This is a genomic window from Microcoleus sp. w2-18bC1, assembly GCF_036700365.1.
Lineage (GTDB): Bacteria > Cyanobacteriota > Cyanobacteriia > Cyanobacteriales > Microcoleaceae > Microcoleus.
Map to the genome: position 1 here is coordinate 281270 of NZ_JAUBOS010000001.1, position 16170 is coordinate 297439.

Consider the following 16170-nt stretch of genomic DNA (forward strand, 5'->3'; position numbering starts at 1 on the left):
CAAATTATTCGGTGTGAAGCCTGCAAATAGCTTGAGTTTATGGAGAAGTTTGGAGGAGGTAGCAGAAGTAGAACTCATAAATCCCTCTTAGGGATGGAAGTTAGCCGATCGAAAGCTGTTCCGGTTTGGGCTTTGCTATCTTTGGTGACGAACGGGGTACTGATACTTACAGTCGCTCAACTACTGCTGCGGGGACACAACTTGACAGAAAGCTTCCAGGCGAATGATGCGGTGACGGCAGAAGCGGCCCAGGAACAAATGGGCCAACCGGTGATCTCTGCAAAGGCAGTGCTAGACGTGCCCGTTCCAGGACCGCGACATAAATGGACTTACCAGCAGTGGGTGACGCAGTTAGGTCGCGAAGCTGAGGCGGCGGCGGCGAATCGACCCTCAAGACTGAGTGTTTTGGCTGGGGATTCTCTAAGTATGTGGTTCCCGACTAAGCTGTTACCAGTCGATCGAATTTGGCTGAATCAAGGGATTTCGGGGGAGACTTCCCTGGGTTTGCTGAAGCGGTTGCAGTTGTTCGATAGAACTGCCCCGGATACTGTGTTTGTGATGATTGGGATTAACGATTTGTTACGGGGAAGCACCGACGAAGGGATTTTGGACAACCAGCGGCAGATTATTCGCGATTTGCGGTGGGCTCACCCCAAAGCACAAGTGGTTGTGCAGTCGATTTTGCCCCATAGCGGGGAACAAGCTACTTGGGAAAATCGCGATCGCCTGTTGGCGATTCCTAACAGTCGGATTAGGGCAATAAATCGACGGCTGAAAGAAATTGCTAGTTCGGAAAATGTTTTGTATCTGGATTTGTACCCGCTGTTTGCGGATGCTGACGGCAATTTGCCAACAGAACTCAGCACAGACGGCTTGCACCTTAACGATCAAGGTTATCTGGTTTGGCGATCAGCCCTGCAACTGTTCGATCAGATGCAGTTGAAAAATGAGTCATGAGTCATTAGTTATTAGTCATTAGTTAGAAAGATAAAGGATAAAGTAACCTTCTCCCCAACTCTCCCCCTCTCCTCCTCCGACTCTCCCCAACTCAAAACTCCCGCCCTCTCCTCAACTCCCCCTCTCCGATTACTCTGCGATCACTGGCTATGTCAAGTATCCACTGATAGATTAAGAAACATGATAGTTAGCTATTTAGTATAGGGTGATACAGAATAACTGTTTGTACAAATGGTGCAATCCAAAAGGCATAGACCATTAGATTGATAGTGGACGAATTAAGATGAGTCCGGCTATACGAAGGCGGGGGGTTGAGGATTGGGGAATTATCTATTGAAGATTTGTTCCGCTAAAACAGGGACTTAAAACCAAATAACTATTGCATCTAAAATCCTCACATCTAAAATCGGCTCGGTCTTCCCGAAAAATTGCTGAGTATGAAAAGGTACAACTAACGTGATCAAAAAAAGTTTAACGATCGGCATCATTGCACTGTGGGTGTTAAGCGTACCGCTGACAGGCACTGCCATAGCTCAAGATGCTGGTGCCGCTACTGCGGTGGCGCCGAATCCGATCGACAGCGGCGATACGGCCTGGATGTTGGTCTCCGCAGCACTGGTATTGCTAATGACACCGGGGCTGGCGTTTTTCTACGGGGGACTGGTGCGATCGCGCAACGTCCTCAACACCATGATGATGAGCTTAGTCATGATGGGACTGATCGGCGTCACCTGGACGCTGTGGGGCTACAGTTTAGCCTTTGATGTTTCCACTCCAGCGTCCGAAGGCTTTGGCAAAGGGATCGAAACCTTCATCGGCGGTTTCGACTGGATGTTCTTGAACAACGTCACGGCCGACAAACCAGATCCGATCGGCTACGCACCGACCATACCCCACCAAGTCTTCATGGTTTACCAGATGATGTTCGCCATCATCACTCCGGCCTTGATTTCAGGGGCGATCGTCGAACGGGTAACATTTAAAACCTATTTCTGGTTCGTACTGCTGTGGTCTACCTTCATCTACTCTCCTTTAGCCCACTGGGTTTGGGGTAGAGGCTGGCTGGGGGCGATGGGAGCTTTAGACTTTGCCGGCGGCACAGTCGTGCACATCAGTTCCGGTGTTTCTGCGGTTGTCGCAGCTTGGGTAATCGGGCCCCGCAAAGACCACTTGAACAAGCCCCACACCCCCCACAACGTACCCTACGTCTTGCTGGGAATTGGGCTGCTGTGGTTCGGCTGGTTTGGCTTCAACGGTGGTAGTGCTTTGGGCTCTGGTTCTTTAGCAACAGTGGCTTTTGTCACCACCATGATTTCAACAGCAGCAGGCGGTTTAACTTGGACAATCCTCGAATGGGTGCTCAGAGGCAAACCGACAGCAGTGGGAATTGCTAGCGGTTTCCTAGCGGGATTGGTGGGCATCACACCTGCGGCTGGATTCGTGCTGCCAGTGGGGGCGCTTTTGATCGGATCGATCACTTCGGTTTGCTGCTTCTTTGGCGTTAGTTTCCGGGCTAAGCTGGGATTTGACGACTCTTTGGATACCTTCCCGATTCACGGCTTAGGCGGAACTGTGGGTGCGATTCTGACTGGCGTGTTTGCGACTAAAGCGGTTAACGCTGCCGGAAATGATGGGCTGTTTGCCGGGAATCCGGGGCTAATCGTCACCCAGTTAGTAGGCATTCTAGCTACTTACGTGTTTGCGGCTGTCGGCACTTTTGTGATCCTGAAAATTTTGGAACAGTTTATGGAACTGCGAGTGCCGTCATCTGCTGAAGACAAAGGTTTGGATATTGACCTGCACGGGGAAGAAGCTTACGGTGAGGATTTTGCCGGCGGTTTCAGTTCGTTTGAATCGAGTTCTCCTTTTGCGCCTAAGAAGATTTGAAGCTGATTATTTGAATAAGTTCGATCGTGTAGAGACTCAGGTATCTGGTCTCTACGCTTTTTTTTGAGTTTTTTTAACGAACCGCGAAGACGCGAAGAGCGCGAAGAAGGAAGAGAAAAAAGGGTTAAGATGAAAGAATTATGCGTTTGATGCCTTCTTTGAGGATCGGAACGTTGAAGTTGATCAGAAGGCCTAGGGTGTTTTTGGTCATTTTAAGATAGGAGATAACTTGGGCTTCATGGATGGGAGCTAGCTTTTCAACAGCTTTTAATTCGACAATGAGGATATCGCCAACCAGAAAGTCTAATTGACCTTCGCCCACTGGATAACCTTTGTAGGTGATTGCTACAGGCTTTTTAGGGTGACAAGCTATCCCCCGCATCCGAAATTCAACTTCTAAGGATTCCTGATACACAGATTCTAAAAATCCTGGCCCCAAAAGCCGATGCACCTCAATAGCCGCCCCAATCACTCTATAAGCCAACTGTTCTAGCTGTTCGCCCAATTGTCTCATTCTTCTTTCTTCTTCCTTCGCGTCCTTCGCGTCTTCGCGGTTCATTTCTTCTTCCCTCTCATTTGTCGATCATATAAATAGCATATCCCCTCTTCCCTACTGAGCCAATAAGCCCGATCGCACCCCAGGCATTCTAAAATCAAAGGTAATTAACCTAGATTTCTACTCGATACCGCATGGATACTAAAGCTTTTAAAAGATCGCTCCAACAATCGGAAAACTACCACCGCAAGGGTTTCGGACACGAAGCTGAGGTAGCTGGGGTGATGCAGACGGCTTATCAAAGCAGTCTGATCCAGCAAATTCGTGACAATAATTACAGACTGGAACGCGGCGCAGTTACGATCCGGCTGGCTCAGGCTTTTGGGTTTTGCTGGGGGGTGGAACGTGCTGTAGCTATTGCTTACGAGACTCGCCAGCATTTCCCCTCGGAACGGATTTGGATTACTAATGAGATTATTCATAATCCGTCTGTCAATCAGCATTTGCGCGATATGGAAGTTGGTTTTATTGCTGTTGAGAAGGGGCAGAAAGATTTTTCGGTTGTTGATAGCGGCGATGTGGTAATTTTACCGGCTTTTGGGGCCAGTGTCCAAGAAATGCAGTTGCTTAATGATAAGGGCTGCAAGATTGTTGATACTACTTGTCCTTGGGTTTCTAAGGTCTGGAATACTGTTGAAAAGCACAAAAAAAAGGATTACACTTCGATTATTCACGGTCAGTATAAGCATGAGGAAACTGTAGCGACGAGTTCTTTTGCTGATAAGTATTTGATTGTGCTGAATTGGCAAGAAGCTGAATATGTCAGCAATTATATCTTGCATGGGGGCGATCGCGCTGAGTTTCTTGCTAAATTTAGCAAGGCTTATTCTGCTGGTTTTGACCCAGATGTGGATTTGGAAAGCGTTGGTATTGCTAACCAAACTACTATGCTCAAAACTGAGACGGAGAATATTGGCAAGTTGTTTGAAAAAACGATGATGCGGAAGTTCGGGCCGGAGAATTTGAGCGAGCATTTTCTGAGTTTTAATACTATCTGCGATGCGACTCAGGAACGGCAAGATGCTATGTTGAGTTTGGTTGAGGAAAAGCTGGATTTGATGCTGGTGATTGGGGGTTTTAATTCTTCTAATACTACGCATTTGCAGGAAATTGCGATCGACAAAACTGTTCCTTCTTATCACATTGATTGTGCGGAGCGCATTTTACCGGGAAATCGGATCGAACACAAGCCTTTGGGGGGAGATTTGATCGTAACTGAAGGTTGGCTACCGGATGGTAAAATTGTAGTCGGCGTGACTTCGGGTGCTTCTACCCCGGATAAGGTTGTTGAAGATGCGATTGATCGCATTTTGGCGATGAAAGCAGCGGCTGCGATTATGTAATTATATTGTTTCTGCACTGCACTCGGAAGCATATTTTTCTCAGTGCAGGGCGAGTATCTCTTTGCGAGTGCGATCGAGCGTCTCGCTCGCAAAAAGATATCATTCTGATGTTCAACTAATTTCAATTCATTAATTCTTCCCCATTACCCGATCGCTCGCATTTCTGATTTCTGATACTATTCACCCGCGTCATCCCCTCTGTGAATTTCTCCCTGCCTCCAACAAATTATTTTTTTAATAAAATATTAAAGATTCCCCTTTTTTTTGGGTAAAAAGCTTGACTTGGCTATTTTGATAATGTATTATTTAATAATGGGAATTATAGCAAAATTTCAATTTCTGTCACCACTCCCATTATTTAAATGATATCCCAAAAATCAACTTTAGTCAATAAGTAACAACTCTTTTCTTTGCGCCGCAATTTGAAACTGCCCAAGGAACACGAACGATACAAAAATCGATGCAAAAAAAGGCGAATTAAGCTTTGTAGGCTATCCTAGATTGTCTGGTGTCTGCGTGAATCACGAAACGCAAGAGAGCGATTTATGCCATCTCCGACTTAAGGGGGATGCGAGGCGGAGCGAGGCTAAATTAGAAACAAGATCGATCGCCTGGGGGGTGGCAACCAGCCTGAAACCGAGAGGTGGTGAGGATTGAGCCAATCCGCTGCTCAAAAAAGATAGGCAGCATAATTGTTACACGCTTGCCTATCCAAAAAATAATGATACCAACATTTTACCAGACTCATTTAAAAAAACAACTAACATCAGCTCAGTTTCTTGTAATGACAACTTTGCTATCGGTGATGCAATCAGAAAAACAAGTGAGATTAGAACGACTGGCACGGGTATTCCCTTATCCAATTACAACGGAAAGTCGGCGCAGAAAACTACAAAGATTTCTGGATTTACCGAATTTAACTATCTCATTAATTTGGTTCCCATTAATTACTTATTGGTTGACCACTTATTGCCCCATTGGTACTCGTTTATCAATCGCCATCGACCGCAGTCAATGGGGGTGCATAAATCTCTTTATGGTTAGCCTGATCTGGGAGCGAAGAGCAATTCCATTATACGGGTCACTGTTGCCCAAATTGGGAAACAGTAGCTTCGAGTCACAGACTACCAATTTACAGCAAGTTTTACCATTATTTTCACAATATAAACTCATCGTTTTAGGAGACCGTGAATTTTGTTCTGTTGATTTGGCAAACTGGCTTAAGGAAAAGGGTGTGTCTTTTTGCTTAAGACTGAAAAAGAATCTTTGTATCGAAACAGAACATTTAGTTTGGCAACGGTTGGATGAATTAGGAATAGTACCCGGAACTTGTTTGTATGTGCAAGGGAAAAGAGTGAGGAAAACTCTGCCTACTACCGGGTTTGAGCTTGCTTGTAAGTGGAAAAGGAACTATGGGAAATATCAAGTTAAAGAAGCCTGGTTTATTCTCACGGACTTAAGCTCATTGCGAGCAGCGCTCAATGCTTATAAGCAGCGGATGGGTATCGAAGAAATGTTTCGACATTGTAAAACAGGAGGCTACGATCTGGAAGGAACAAGCCTCAAAGGGAACCGACTTATTAACATGATTCTGCTCATGACACTGGCGTACACTTGGGCAATATTTCAAGGCACTGAACTGAAGAAAAAGCAGGTACAAAAATATGTATCTCGTCGCAAAGAACCCAAGAAAAAATATCGCAGACGGAGTACATTTGGTGTTGGTAAGGATGGAGAAAAGTGGGTTAATTATCTAGAACAATATTCTTTAGAGGTGGAACAGTAAACGCAAGTTAACTCCTTCTAAACGCCGCTTTTATCAACAAGGTATGCGGGCTGCAACCCTTATAAACTCTATCTCGTAGACCTCTTCGTCACCCCCCAGGAGCACATGAATTGCTTTTTTATCTCCTCCCCGCTCGTAAGAATGGCGAAGACTTTTGCCATCAATTGCGATTACTTCTCCTGGATTGAAGCAACTAATACATTGAATCCAGCTCAAAAAATATTTCTGAAATTGCTCCGGTTTTAGGCGAAAAAATCCTCGCGCAATTGTGCCATGTGAAGGTATGCCATTCGGTAATTATAAAATTTTATTTAACCATTCGTATTTAGCTCGCCTGTAACTTTCAATATTCACCCATGTATCAACACCACAAATCACGGCACAAATTGAGAGGGTGATAATATTAATTGATGATGATGTTTCCTTCGCTCAATTCTTGGATATTATAAGTCGGTAAAATGGTCGGCGATGGTGATTTTAGGTTTGAGATCCATACAGGTAAACCCTAATTAAATATTTTGTAGTTACTCAATAATTTTTCTCCAATATATAGCCTTTCTCAGTAACATGAGGTGCTCATAGGGCATAGAGCATAGGGCATAGGACTCGCCCCCATACCTCACCACGCTTGAGAACCGCTATACCAGATTCTGTTAACATGAAATTTAGATGCGTTCGCCCTGTTTATGGCATCGCCTCTTAAATGAAGGAGAATTAATTAATAATTAAATGGGGGCGCAAAATCAAAAATAAGGGCAATGCTTTTATCACAGTTTAAATGTGCAACAGCTTAATAACTTAAAAAAATCTCTTAATCATTGGGAATTGGTAATTGGAAAGTGGTAAATTGAAATTAATTGGAAATTGTGCTTGTATTGACGACTTTAATCATCATAAAATTCGCTCGTACTTGCCTTCCTCACTACCAATCTATAATGCTGATACCGTACACGATCGTGATTAACCAGACTGGATATCGACGGAAATCGATAAATTGAAAAATATAAAAATTTGTATTTTTCAAACTCTTCCAGTTCTGCTTGTGGGGCTTTGCTTCTAGCTCTCCTAAAATATGCAATTTCTATGCCGATTAGGTGATTGGTTTGTGTTAATATGCTAAAATATCCAACAACCACGCGGTAATAATTAGGTGGACAAACTTCAGACTGATATAGAGGCAATCTACTCTCAAATTGAGGAATTGCGCCTGGAACGCCAGCAGCTTAGTATTGCCGATGTTGTCCCAGCCGGTGATTCGCCCCAAGCCATCGCCGATGCTTATCGGCGTCACGCGAGGGAAACAGCACAAGTGTCGGCAGAAGTCAAGGGGATAGATGACGCGATCGCGGCTCTGTCTGCTCAACTGAGTCAGAAACAGCAGCAGTCGGTAAAGTTGCAAAGAATCACTCCGATGGAGGAGCAAGTTGAAGAAGGAAGAGTGCTTGCTCAGGGACACGCGGAACGGATTAATGAACTGGCGGCGGAACTGGCGGCGGAAGTGAAGGGACTCAAAGCTATCGCCGACCAAATTAGTCCCAGCTACTGGCAGGTTTATTACAAACCTTTTATTACTGGTTTTAAAAGTATTTCTGTTCCCTACGTGCGATCGGACGGGGATGTTTGGACTATTGTCAATCGAGTAGTTTAGAGAGGCTGCGGGAGCAGAAATAATCAGCGCTGAAGACAATTTTTTTCCTGTCCCTATTCCTCCACCTCAACCTCGCAGCAGTTGCTTAATAGTGCCGACCAATTCTTGAGGGTGAAATGGCTTGGCGATGTAAGCGTCTGCTCCTTGTTTCATTCCCCAATAGCGATCGAACTCTTCGCTTTTGCTCGAACACATTACCACCGGCAAATTTTGGGTTTTAGGGTCGCTTTTGAGCCGACGACAGACTTCGTAGCCGTTCATCCGGGGCATCACGATATCCAGAACGACTAAATCTGGGCGGTTAGCCTTGATTTGCTCTAGAGCTTCTACGCCATCACTCGCTACCGTGACGTTGAGCCCTCTACCTTTGAGCAAGTCGGCGATCATCTCCCGCAGAGTGACGCTATCATCAACAACCATAACTGTACTCATAGAATAATCCCTACCAAGTTTCTGGGTTGAAACGTTCTCATTAACGTTTACACTAACGTTCACCTTCAAAGGTGTCTTTTCCTGATTGAGATTGCGCTCTGCTAAATGTAGTTTACCCACTTTTGCTGATTTCTCAATCATTTTCTGAGTAATTACCGCCAAATTTAAAGATCCGCGCAATCTCGGTTGACACACGAGGCTATGTCCGTTAGTCTATCATTTTCTTTCTCAAATGGTACTATTATCAAAAAATCAGGGTATAGCTTGGTTGTGCGTTTCCCCTTGAGGACGGCGGCGCTCTGCCGCCTGCATCAACATTTGTCTAATTAGGATTTTTCGTACCTAAAGCCGATAGTTTTTGGTCGTAGACCCTCTCTAAAACGATCGGGCGCTGGCGGTAGCTGTGACCGGTGTTTTTGCAGCCATTAGCAACGATTCCCAAAACGGAAGCTCCAGAAATTTTTAATTCTTCTAAAACTTTGCGAACTTGCGATCGGTCGGTTTGCCCAATTTGGACGACCATAATCGTAGCGTCTGTGTGAGCTGCGATCAAGTGGGTGTCTGCTAAGCCTGCTAGTGGCGGGGTGTCATAAATTACTAAGTCAAAAAATGCTTGAAATTGCTCCATCAGATACTGCATTTTTTTGGAAGAAAGAAGCTTGATCGGATCGGGAGGAATTTGGCCTGCGGTGAGTACAAACAAATTTTCTTGGTTCGGGGCTCGTTGAATCGCGTCGTTGAGGCTGAGATCTGTGGAGATGGCATCGCCTAGGCCACGCACGTTTGGCAGTCCTAATTTAGTGTGCAGTTGCGGGCATCGCAAATCTGCATCTACTAACAATACTCGCTGTCCGACTGCTGCTGCTGTGGCTGCAAGGTTCAAAGCTACTGTAGATTTGCCGTCTCCGGCTACGGCTGAACCAACTAAGAGCGATCGAATTGCCCTGCCTGCACTCAGCAAGTGAATGTTCGTGTATAGCGATCGAAATGCTTCTAAAAATTGATAGTCCAAGTCGCTCAAAATACTTGGCCCCCCGCTCATCGAACCAGTATCTCTAGGTTCGCCCGGTTCGACTACTTCCACTTTCGAGTTCGATCGAGCCGATGTTAGTTTCCTCTGTCTGGCTGGCGGTCTGCGCTTGACTTTTTTGGTAAACGGAATCACCCCGAGTATTGGCAATCTTGTGGCGATTCTCAGTGATTCTGGAGTGTGGAACACAGTATTTAGTACCTCTACCAGCAAGCCGACTGCTATACCCAGGAGAGTGCTTAAAATTACTGCCAGCGCTAACTGTTTTTTGGTTTGTTTGATGGTAGCTGTTATAGGGTTGCCGTATTTGTCTAGCGGAATTTCCGGAGGATTGATCAGCACCCAGGGGATTTGCTGCTGAGCTGCATCGATCCGCAACGCTTCTCGTTTTGCTAAGAAGTCCGAAAAACTTTTAGTAACTACTTGCAGTTCCCGCTGTAAATTGTCGTATTGTCGAGTTGTGACTGAAAAATTTCTAATTTTTTGGTTGAGAGCATTTTGCGAAGCGGTCATTTCGCGATCGCGCGCTTCAACTTCTTTGATCTGGGTCTCTAAATTTCCCATCACCACTTTTCTTGCTTGTTGAGTGGCGGTTAAAATCAGTTCTTCCCGACTTTTTCGCAACGCTAAAACTGGCAAACTGTCTTCTCTATACTGAGCTAATTTTAATGACAATTCCGAGTCAATTCTCTGAATTTGACCTAAGAGTCCGGCGTAAGCTTGTCCTTGGGTCATCAGCAGCCCCTGGGGATTATTTTCGTTGAGTAGTTTTTCATAGCTTTGATAGAGGTTTCGCATCCCTTTTAGCTGAACTCTAATTTCTACTTGCTTACCTCGAATGCTTTGAACTTGTTCAGAGAGAGATTTCCCCTCCATCTGAGGTTCAAACAAGTTGCTCTGCTGCCGCAGTCTTTGGACTTGCAGTTGCAGAACTTCCACTCTTTCTCGGAGCTTGGGCATCTCCGTATCTATAAACTTAATACCTTGATTAATGCCCATCAGCCGTTGCTGCAAGCTGTAATCTAGATAAGCTTTAGAAATTTTCTCCAATACGCGGTAAATCTTTTTTTGGTCTGAATCTTTGTAGCGAACTTGTAAAATTTTTGTGCCTTGCTGTTTGCCATCTTTCGTGTAGCTGATGCGCTGGATCGACATTTTTGATATCAGTTCGCTATAGTTCATTTTGGGATACGAAGCCCGCAATTCCTCAATCACTGGCTGCATCATTCTGGGACTTCGCAAAATCCTAATTTGGGTTTCGTAGTCTAGTAGGCTAATTCCTTCTATATTAATTCTTGCTAAGTCTGCAGATTGGGTGTTGTTTAATTGTTTGGATTGCAAACCTTCAGCCGTGGCTGGTTCTACTAACAGGGAAAAGGAGCCTTCATACTCGATCGTAATCTGTTTAGACGTGAGGACGATCGCTGTTCCTGCCAGGGCGCTCAAAGCAATGGTGGCTGCTGCCATGACCAGGAAGCGACGGCGCACGACCCCTAACAACCAGGACAAGTCTAGCTTTTCTTCTTCTCTCTCCTCTACGAAGTGAGATCTGTAGTTCTGAGCTGCTAACTCCGGCAGCTTGCCATTCGATTTGGGTTTGAAGGGTTGATAATCTTGTCTGCTATCCATATTCAGCCTGGGTATTTTTGAGGTTGATATTTTTGAGGTTGATATTTTTGAAGAGGCCAGGTCGCGGCTGGGTAATCTTATTGTTTCGTTTATTCTAGCCTTTGCCAGGAATTATCCACCTCACCCGCCGCCTTCTTACCTGAATAAAAATCGGAGAACGTTTATAAAATTTAACACTCCCGTAGCTGGCCCGACAGGTCCGATTACAGCGTTCATGCGATCGACAAAATCGACGAGACCCCTGCGAGATACGATAATCATGTCGTTGTTGCGAAGTTGAGGATTGGTTTCTTCGTTAATTCCTTGAGTCAAATTGACTTCGATCGTCCGTTTAGTAGCTGTACCATCGTTATTGAGGCGGACTAGCTCAACTTTATCCCTCCTAGCTCTGGTATTCTCGTAGCCAAAAAATCCTCTGGAAACTAAAGCTTGATTCAGTGTGGCATTAGCTGGGAGCCTCAAGGGATCGAGGGATGTTCTGAGTTCTCCTACTACATAAACGTTAATGGCGACAGGGGCAAAGTTAGTGCTCGCGAGTACGCCAGCTTCTGCAGGGTTGACGATCGTAGCTTTGGGAACGATGATCGTGTCTCCCTGCTGGAGGATTGTATCTTGGGCACCGTCGCCGGACTCTAGGAACTGCCACAGGTTGACTGGGATAATTTGTTCGCCGCTTCTGGTGACGCGCCGCACTTGGATTTGCCGGATGTCGGCATCGGATGTGATGCCGCCGGCTAGCTGAATCGCCCGGATGACGGTGGGGAAACCTTCGCGGCTGAGGTCGTTTGTGGTGTTGCCACCGATCACGACGTAAGCCCCAGGGCGGGTGACTTGACCCACGATGGAGATCGATCGAGGTTTTTCTGGGGGTGGCGAAAAGTTGGCCGTCGCAAATTGACGAGCTTCTGCTTGGTTGAAGTTGGCGACTGTGGGGATCACGATTGTGTCTCTGTCTTGCAAAATGATGTCTTGAGAGATGTCTCCTTCTTGCAAGAATTTCCACAGGTTGACGTTGAGGACTTGATCGGGGCCGTCTCGTTGGGGACGGCGGACACGGATGTTGCGAATGTCGGCGACACCCGTGACGCCTTCTGCTAGTCTGATCGCTTGGGTGACGGTGGGGTACTGGACACTCGGCGAGGCTCCCGGGCCAGGAGTTAGGGTAATGATGAAGTTTCCGGGCCTGGTGACTTCTCCGATGACGCCGACGTTGAGGGGGCGGGCGGCGACGAGGCTGACTGTGACTATGGGGTCTTTGAGGACGCGGCGGTAGGCGTTGCGGATGATGTTGGTGGCTTCTACTAAGGTGCGGCCGCGGACGGAGATCAAGCCGATTAAGGGCAGGTTGACTGAACCGTCGGAAAGGACTTCGTAGCCGCGGCTGAGTTCGGGTACTTCGAGTATTTCTACTTGGATGCGATCGCCGCCCCCGAGTTTATAGCTTTCCGGCGATCTCGTAACGGGCGCAACGTTCTGGGCTTGCTGTGCGCCTAGCGGGATGGGAAGTTGTGCCGGGGTGCTTCTGGCATCAGCGAGGACACTGGAAGCAAACAAGACAACACCCACAACCGACCGGGCTATCTGTCTTGGAAAATGGGTGTTAACCATACACCACCTAATTTTATTGACTATGATTTATATAAGTGTAGCCTTTTTAGTGCTGGGCAAAAAGCTCATTATTTTAAGCTATCGCCGAAAAAACGATGCTGTATTTTTGCTTGTTCCCTAATTTCTGTGTTAGCGTGGTTCCGGGTTGATGGCTATATTTTATATCTAGATAATTTTGTCTTGTTTGGGATAAAGGAAAGCAATTATGACTGAACCAGTGTCTCTACCAAATATGCTGAAAGAGCTGATTTTAGGTAGTTCTTCATTGACATGGATGCTACTTGCTATAGTCGCGATAGCCACTATACTATTATTTCAATTTGCTAGCTCTAAAAAAATAGGTTTAGCTTTAGAAAAAAGCTTTGCTGGTCTTTATATTTTCATCTCTCCCTTTCTGATACAACCTCCTTTTAATTACTTGCATTTTGTCAACTTGAAAGATCCAGAAGGTGGCATATTAAAACTCATACCTTATTTTTTTTACCCCTGGGTAGTATTTATTTTAATTTCAAGGGTTAAAAAGTTCAGTAGCAACTTTATAGAAATTTTTGCCAAAATATTGACAATGAATCCTTTTTTCTTACTTTATATATTACTGCCATTACTGTCTACATTATGGTCTCTAGTTCCTGAAGCAACGCTAAGAGCAGGCCTAGCTTTTTCAGGATTTACTGCTTTCGGGTTTTACATTGCAGCCCAATATAAATGGGAGGATTTATCTCGTTTCTGGCGGTGGGGATACACGGCAATAGGTTTGGCAAGTTTCGTAATAGAACCCCCGGGATCAGGCGATTTTGTCGGCTTAACCCAATCTAAAAATTCTTTGGGGGGAGTCTTAGCTCTCTGTACGGCATTTTGGTATTTGCATTATTTTCAAGGAGCTAAAACTCAGAAAGAGCGCTGGATTTCTTTGGGAATGATGTTCTTTTCGTTTTACCTAGTAAGGGCTAATAAATCGGGATCTGCTCTAGTGATTACTATCATATTAATAATGGCAGTGTCGTCACTAAATTTTCTAAAAAAATTAAGTTTTCAGTGGGCATTTACTGCGATTATATGTTTCCTGGTGGTCAGCATAATTATGACTGTTTTTGTAGTAGACAACCTAGAGGATATTATTGTAGGTGGGTTAGGCAAGGACTTGACTCTAACTGGGCGGACAGAATTCTGGCCACAGTTAGTGGCTGCGGTCAATCAGCGTCCCTGGTTTGGCTACGGATACGATGGATTTTTTCAACAAGATAAGCTAGGAGCGGGTACTCCTGCTTATTTTATTTATACTCCAAATGGATTTCAACCGAAAAATCCTCACAATGGCGCCATCGGGATCTTGTTAGCCTTCGGTTGGCCGGGATTAATTTTAATGATGACTTCCTTGGTACTCAATTTAGCTTACGCAGTTCGGTATTTGAGTCGTAGCACTCTGGAAGAAGCGGGAATGCCTATTTGTTTTCTAGTGTCTATTATTATAAGCAACATCACAGAAGGTTATATTATAGAGATAGCAAATCCTTGGCTGAGTTACGCAATGTTGACGGTTCGACTTGCGATAGATAATGCTAACAATAGTTCTAACAGTAGCACCAGTAACCCTCAAAGGCGTTCTTTAGCTCACACTGTCCATTGAAGTAACCATTGGGCGGATCGTGGGTCAAGTAGGGGAACATCTCATATTTGTAAAAACACTTCTTCTGACTCCTTCCTTCTTCCTCTTTCCTTCTACCTCCAAACTCCAATTTCTAGGTTGGCTGCTTTCATTAAGACGCTCCCTCAAGTTGTGGTATGTTGTTATAGGATCAACCAGTCTAATTTTGCAAGATTGCCGACCCTGCCAGAACCGCGTTTGTGTTTTGTAAAGATTTAAAATATTCTGATGCTAGATAAGTTAACTGCGGTCAGTCAAAGGCTCGGCCCTAGTCTGCGCCAGGTACTCAGCAACATAGCTTGGCTGTTCACTGACCAAATCTTGCAGATGGGTCTAGGCCTGTTTGTAGGCCTTTGGGTGGCTCGCTATCTTGGTCCGACACAATTTGGATTGCTCAACTACGCGATCGCCTTTGTGTCGCTGTTTAGTTCAGTGGCAACGATGGGGTTGGGTACTCTGGTAGTGAGGAATATCGCTCGCGACCCAGAATGCAAAAATGAGACTCTGGGAACAGCCTTCGGACTGCAATTTACTGGTGGCTGCATCACTTTGTTGTTAACTGTCACCGTGATTGCGCTACTCAAGCCCAACGACACTCTGACTCGGTGGCTGGTAGGTATCATCGCAGCAGGAACTATCTTTAATGCTTTTGAGGCTATCAATTTTTGGTTTCAGTCCCAAATCCAGTCAAAATATACAGTGTTGGCTAAAAATTCGGTATGTTTTTTAGTTGCTGCTGTCAGAATTGGGTTAGTGACAATTAAAGCCCCCCTGCTTGCCTTCGCCTGGGTTCGATTGGGAGAGGTGGCATTGGTAGGAATCGCTTATGTATATTTTTATAAGCTTACGGGGAATAAAATTAAGGATTGGCATTTTAGTTGGGAACGGTGTAAGGAACTGCTCTCGGAGAGCTGGCCGATAATTTTGTCGGGATTGGCAGTTTATGTGTACTCAAAAACCGATCAGATAATGCTCGGCGCCATGAATCAAAATGCTCAACTGGGCTATTATGCTGCGGCTGTTAAAATTTCGGAAATCTGCGATTTTTTGCCGATGATCATATCAAGCTCTATTTTTCCCAAATTAGCGAATTTGAGAAAGACAAATTATGAAGAATATCTAAATAAATTTCAAATTTACTCGGATATTATGATATTTTTATGGTTGGGGGTGGCCATACCGATATCATTACTTTCTCCCTGGATAGTGCATCTGCTTTACGGTGAAAAATATGCACAGTCAGCAGCGGTACTGGCTCTCTACGTTTGGGCGCAATTTGGCAGTAATTTTGGAGTAGCACGGAGTACATATTTGAACATAGAAGGTCAGTTGCGCTACGGCCTTTACTTAACTGTAGTCGGATCTATTTTCAATGTAGCGTTGAACTTTTTCCTGATTCCTAAGTATGGAGCTTTTGGAGCAACTGCAGCTACTCTTATAACTTATTTTTACGTGATTATATTAGTGAATTTCTTGATTAAGGAATTGCGCCCCTTCGGGAATTTCATCTGGCGATCGCTTAACTTATACAAGGCAGCTTGTAGAATCAGAGGATTAATAAAGTGATTCAAATTAAACCTAAAATCGAACAGCGATCGAATTGCCCCTATTGTGGAACAGAACTTCATCCCAAAAATGTTCTGTGGCAC

At 45.1% G+C, this 16170-nt stretch carries 12 protein-coding genes; 7 read left to right on the forward strand and 5 right to left on the reverse strand.

Annotation, left to right across the window (positions count from 1 at the left end):
• Nucleotides 1-39: 39 nt before the first annotated feature.
• Both QT979_RS01150 and QT979_RS01155 read left to right on the forward strand, forming a co-directional pair.
• On the forward strand, nucleotides 40-957 hold the full coding sequence (locus tag QT979_RS01150) for an SGNH/GDSL hydrolase family protein (RefSeq protein ID WP_333210339.1): 918 nt from the start codon (nucleotides 40-42) through the stop codon (nucleotides 955-957).
• A 456-nt stretch (nucleotides 958-1413) separates the two neighbouring features.
• Complete coding sequence (locus QT979_RS01155; RefSeq protein ID WP_333231253.1) at nucleotides 1414-2844, forward strand: ammonium transporter; 1431 nt, start codon at nucleotides 1414-1416, stop codon at nucleotides 2842-2844.
• Nucleotides 2845-2968: 124 nt separating this feature from the next.
• Here the strand turns inward: QT979_RS01155 and QT979_RS01160 are convergent, their stop codons facing one another.
• Nucleotides 2969-3403, reverse strand: coding sequence for a GxxExxY protein (locus QT979_RS01160; protein ID WP_333144506.1), 435 nt, complete (start codon nucleotides 3401-3403; stop codon nucleotides 2969-2971).
• A 131-nt stretch (nucleotides 3404-3534) separates the two neighbouring features.
• On the opposite strand from QT979_RS01160, the gene QT979_RS01165 reads away from it, so the two are divergent.
• Nucleotides 3535-4743 (forward strand): 4-hydroxy-3-methylbut-2-enyl diphosphate reductase, encoded by a 1209-nt coding sequence (locus QT979_RS01165; protein ID WP_333210335.1) that lies wholly within the window; start codon nucleotides 3535-3537, stop codon nucleotides 4741-4743.
• A gap of 721 nt (nucleotides 4744-5464) precedes the next feature.
• Nucleotides 5465-6529, forward strand: a complete 1065-nt coding sequence (locus QT979_RS01170) for an IS4 family transposase (protein WP_333307699.1) — start codon at nucleotides 5465-5467, stop codon at nucleotides 6527-6529.
• A gap of 297 nt (nucleotides 6530-6826) precedes the next feature.
• Here the strand turns inward: QT979_RS01170 and QT979_RS28935 are convergent, their stop codons facing one another.
• Nucleotides 6827-6937 (reverse strand): transposase family protein, encoded by a 111-nt coding sequence (locus QT979_RS28935; protein WP_445304750.1) that lies wholly within the window; start codon nucleotides 6935-6937, stop codon nucleotides 6827-6829.
• 742 nt (nucleotides 6938-7679) lie between these two features.
• On the opposite strand from QT979_RS28935, the gene QT979_RS01180 reads away from it, so the two are divergent.
• Nucleotides 7680-8177, forward strand: coding sequence for a hypothetical protein (locus QT979_RS01180; RefSeq protein ID WP_333216787.1), 498 nt, complete (start codon nucleotides 7680-7682; stop codon nucleotides 8175-8177).
• A 66-nt stretch (nucleotides 8178-8243) separates the two neighbouring features.
• Here QT979_RS01180 and QT979_RS01185 read toward each other — a convergent pair whose 3' ends face one another.
• The 3 genes from QT979_RS01185 to QT979_RS01195 form a co-directional block, all read right to left on the reverse strand.
• Nucleotides 8244-8609, reverse strand: a complete 366-nt coding sequence (locus QT979_RS01185) for a response regulator transcription factor (RefSeq protein WP_039886668.1) — start codon at nucleotides 8607-8609, stop codon at nucleotides 8244-8246.
• 322 nt (nucleotides 8610-8931) lie between these two features.
• Nucleotides 8932-11268, reverse strand: a complete 2337-nt coding sequence (locus QT979_RS01190; RefSeq protein WP_333307702.1) for a polysaccharide biosynthesis tyrosine autokinase — start codon at nucleotides 11266-11268, stop codon at nucleotides 8932-8934.
• A gap of 135 nt (nucleotides 11269-11403) precedes the next feature.
• Nucleotides 11404-12876, reverse strand: coding sequence for a polysaccharide biosynthesis/export family protein (locus QT979_RS01195; protein WP_333216783.1), 1473 nt, complete (start codon nucleotides 12874-12876; stop codon nucleotides 11404-11406).
• A 205-nt stretch (nucleotides 12877-13081) separates the two neighbouring features.
• Here QT979_RS01195 and QT979_RS01200 point away from each other — a divergent pair, with 205 nt between their 5' ends.
• Nucleotides 13082-14503, forward strand: a complete 1422-nt coding sequence (locus QT979_RS01200) for an O-antigen ligase family protein (RefSeq protein ID WP_333307704.1) — start codon at nucleotides 13082-13084, stop codon at nucleotides 14501-14503.
• A 246-nt stretch (nucleotides 14504-14749) separates the two neighbouring features.
• Nucleotides 14750-16087 carry a flippase gene (locus tag QT979_RS01205; protein WP_333211229.1) on the forward strand — a complete coding sequence of 446 codons (1338 nt, stop codon included), beginning with the start codon at nucleotides 14750-14752 and terminating at the stop codon, nucleotides 16085-16087.
• Nucleotides 16088-16170 lie beyond the last annotated feature (83 nt).

What these genes read in the sequence shown, in the direction of transcription:
- QT979_RS01165 (WP_333210335.1), top strand. Translation starts at nt 3,535, where the DNA reads ATGGATACTAAAGCTTTTAAAAGATCGCTCCAACAATCGGAAAACTAC.
- QT979_RS01195 (WP_333216783.1), bottom strand. Translation starts at nt 12,876, where the DNA reads ATGGTTAACACCCATTTTCCAAGACAGATAGCCCGGTCGGTTGTGGGT.
- QT979_RS01190 (WP_333307702.1), bottom strand. Translation starts at nt 11,268, where the DNA reads ATGGATAGCAGACAAGATTATCAACCCTTCAAACCCAAATCGAATGGC.
- QT979_RS01185 (WP_039886668.1), bottom strand. Translation starts at nt 8,609, where the DNA reads ATGAGTACAGTTATGGTTGTTGATGATAGCGTCACTCTGCGGGAGATG.
- QT979_RS01170 (WP_333307699.1), top strand. Translation starts at nt 5,465, where the DNA reads ATGATACCAACATTTTACCAGACTCATTTAAAAAAACAACTAACATCA.
- QT979_RS01205 (WP_333211229.1), top strand. Translation starts at nt 14,750, where the DNA reads ATGCTAGATAAGTTAACTGCGGTCAGTCAAAGGCTCGGCCCTAGTCTG.
- QT979_RS01160 (WP_333144506.1), bottom strand. Translation starts at nt 3,403, where the DNA reads ATGAACCGCGAAGACGCGAAGGACGCGAAGGAAGAAGAAAGAAGAATG.
- QT979_RS01150 (WP_333210339.1), top strand. Translation starts at nt 40, where the DNA reads ATGGAGAAGTTTGGAGGAGGTAGCAGAAGTAGAACTCATAAATCCCTC.
- QT979_RS01200 (WP_333307704.1), top strand. Translation starts at nt 13,082, where the DNA reads ATGACTGAACCAGTGTCTCTACCAAATATGCTGAAAGAGCTGATTTTA.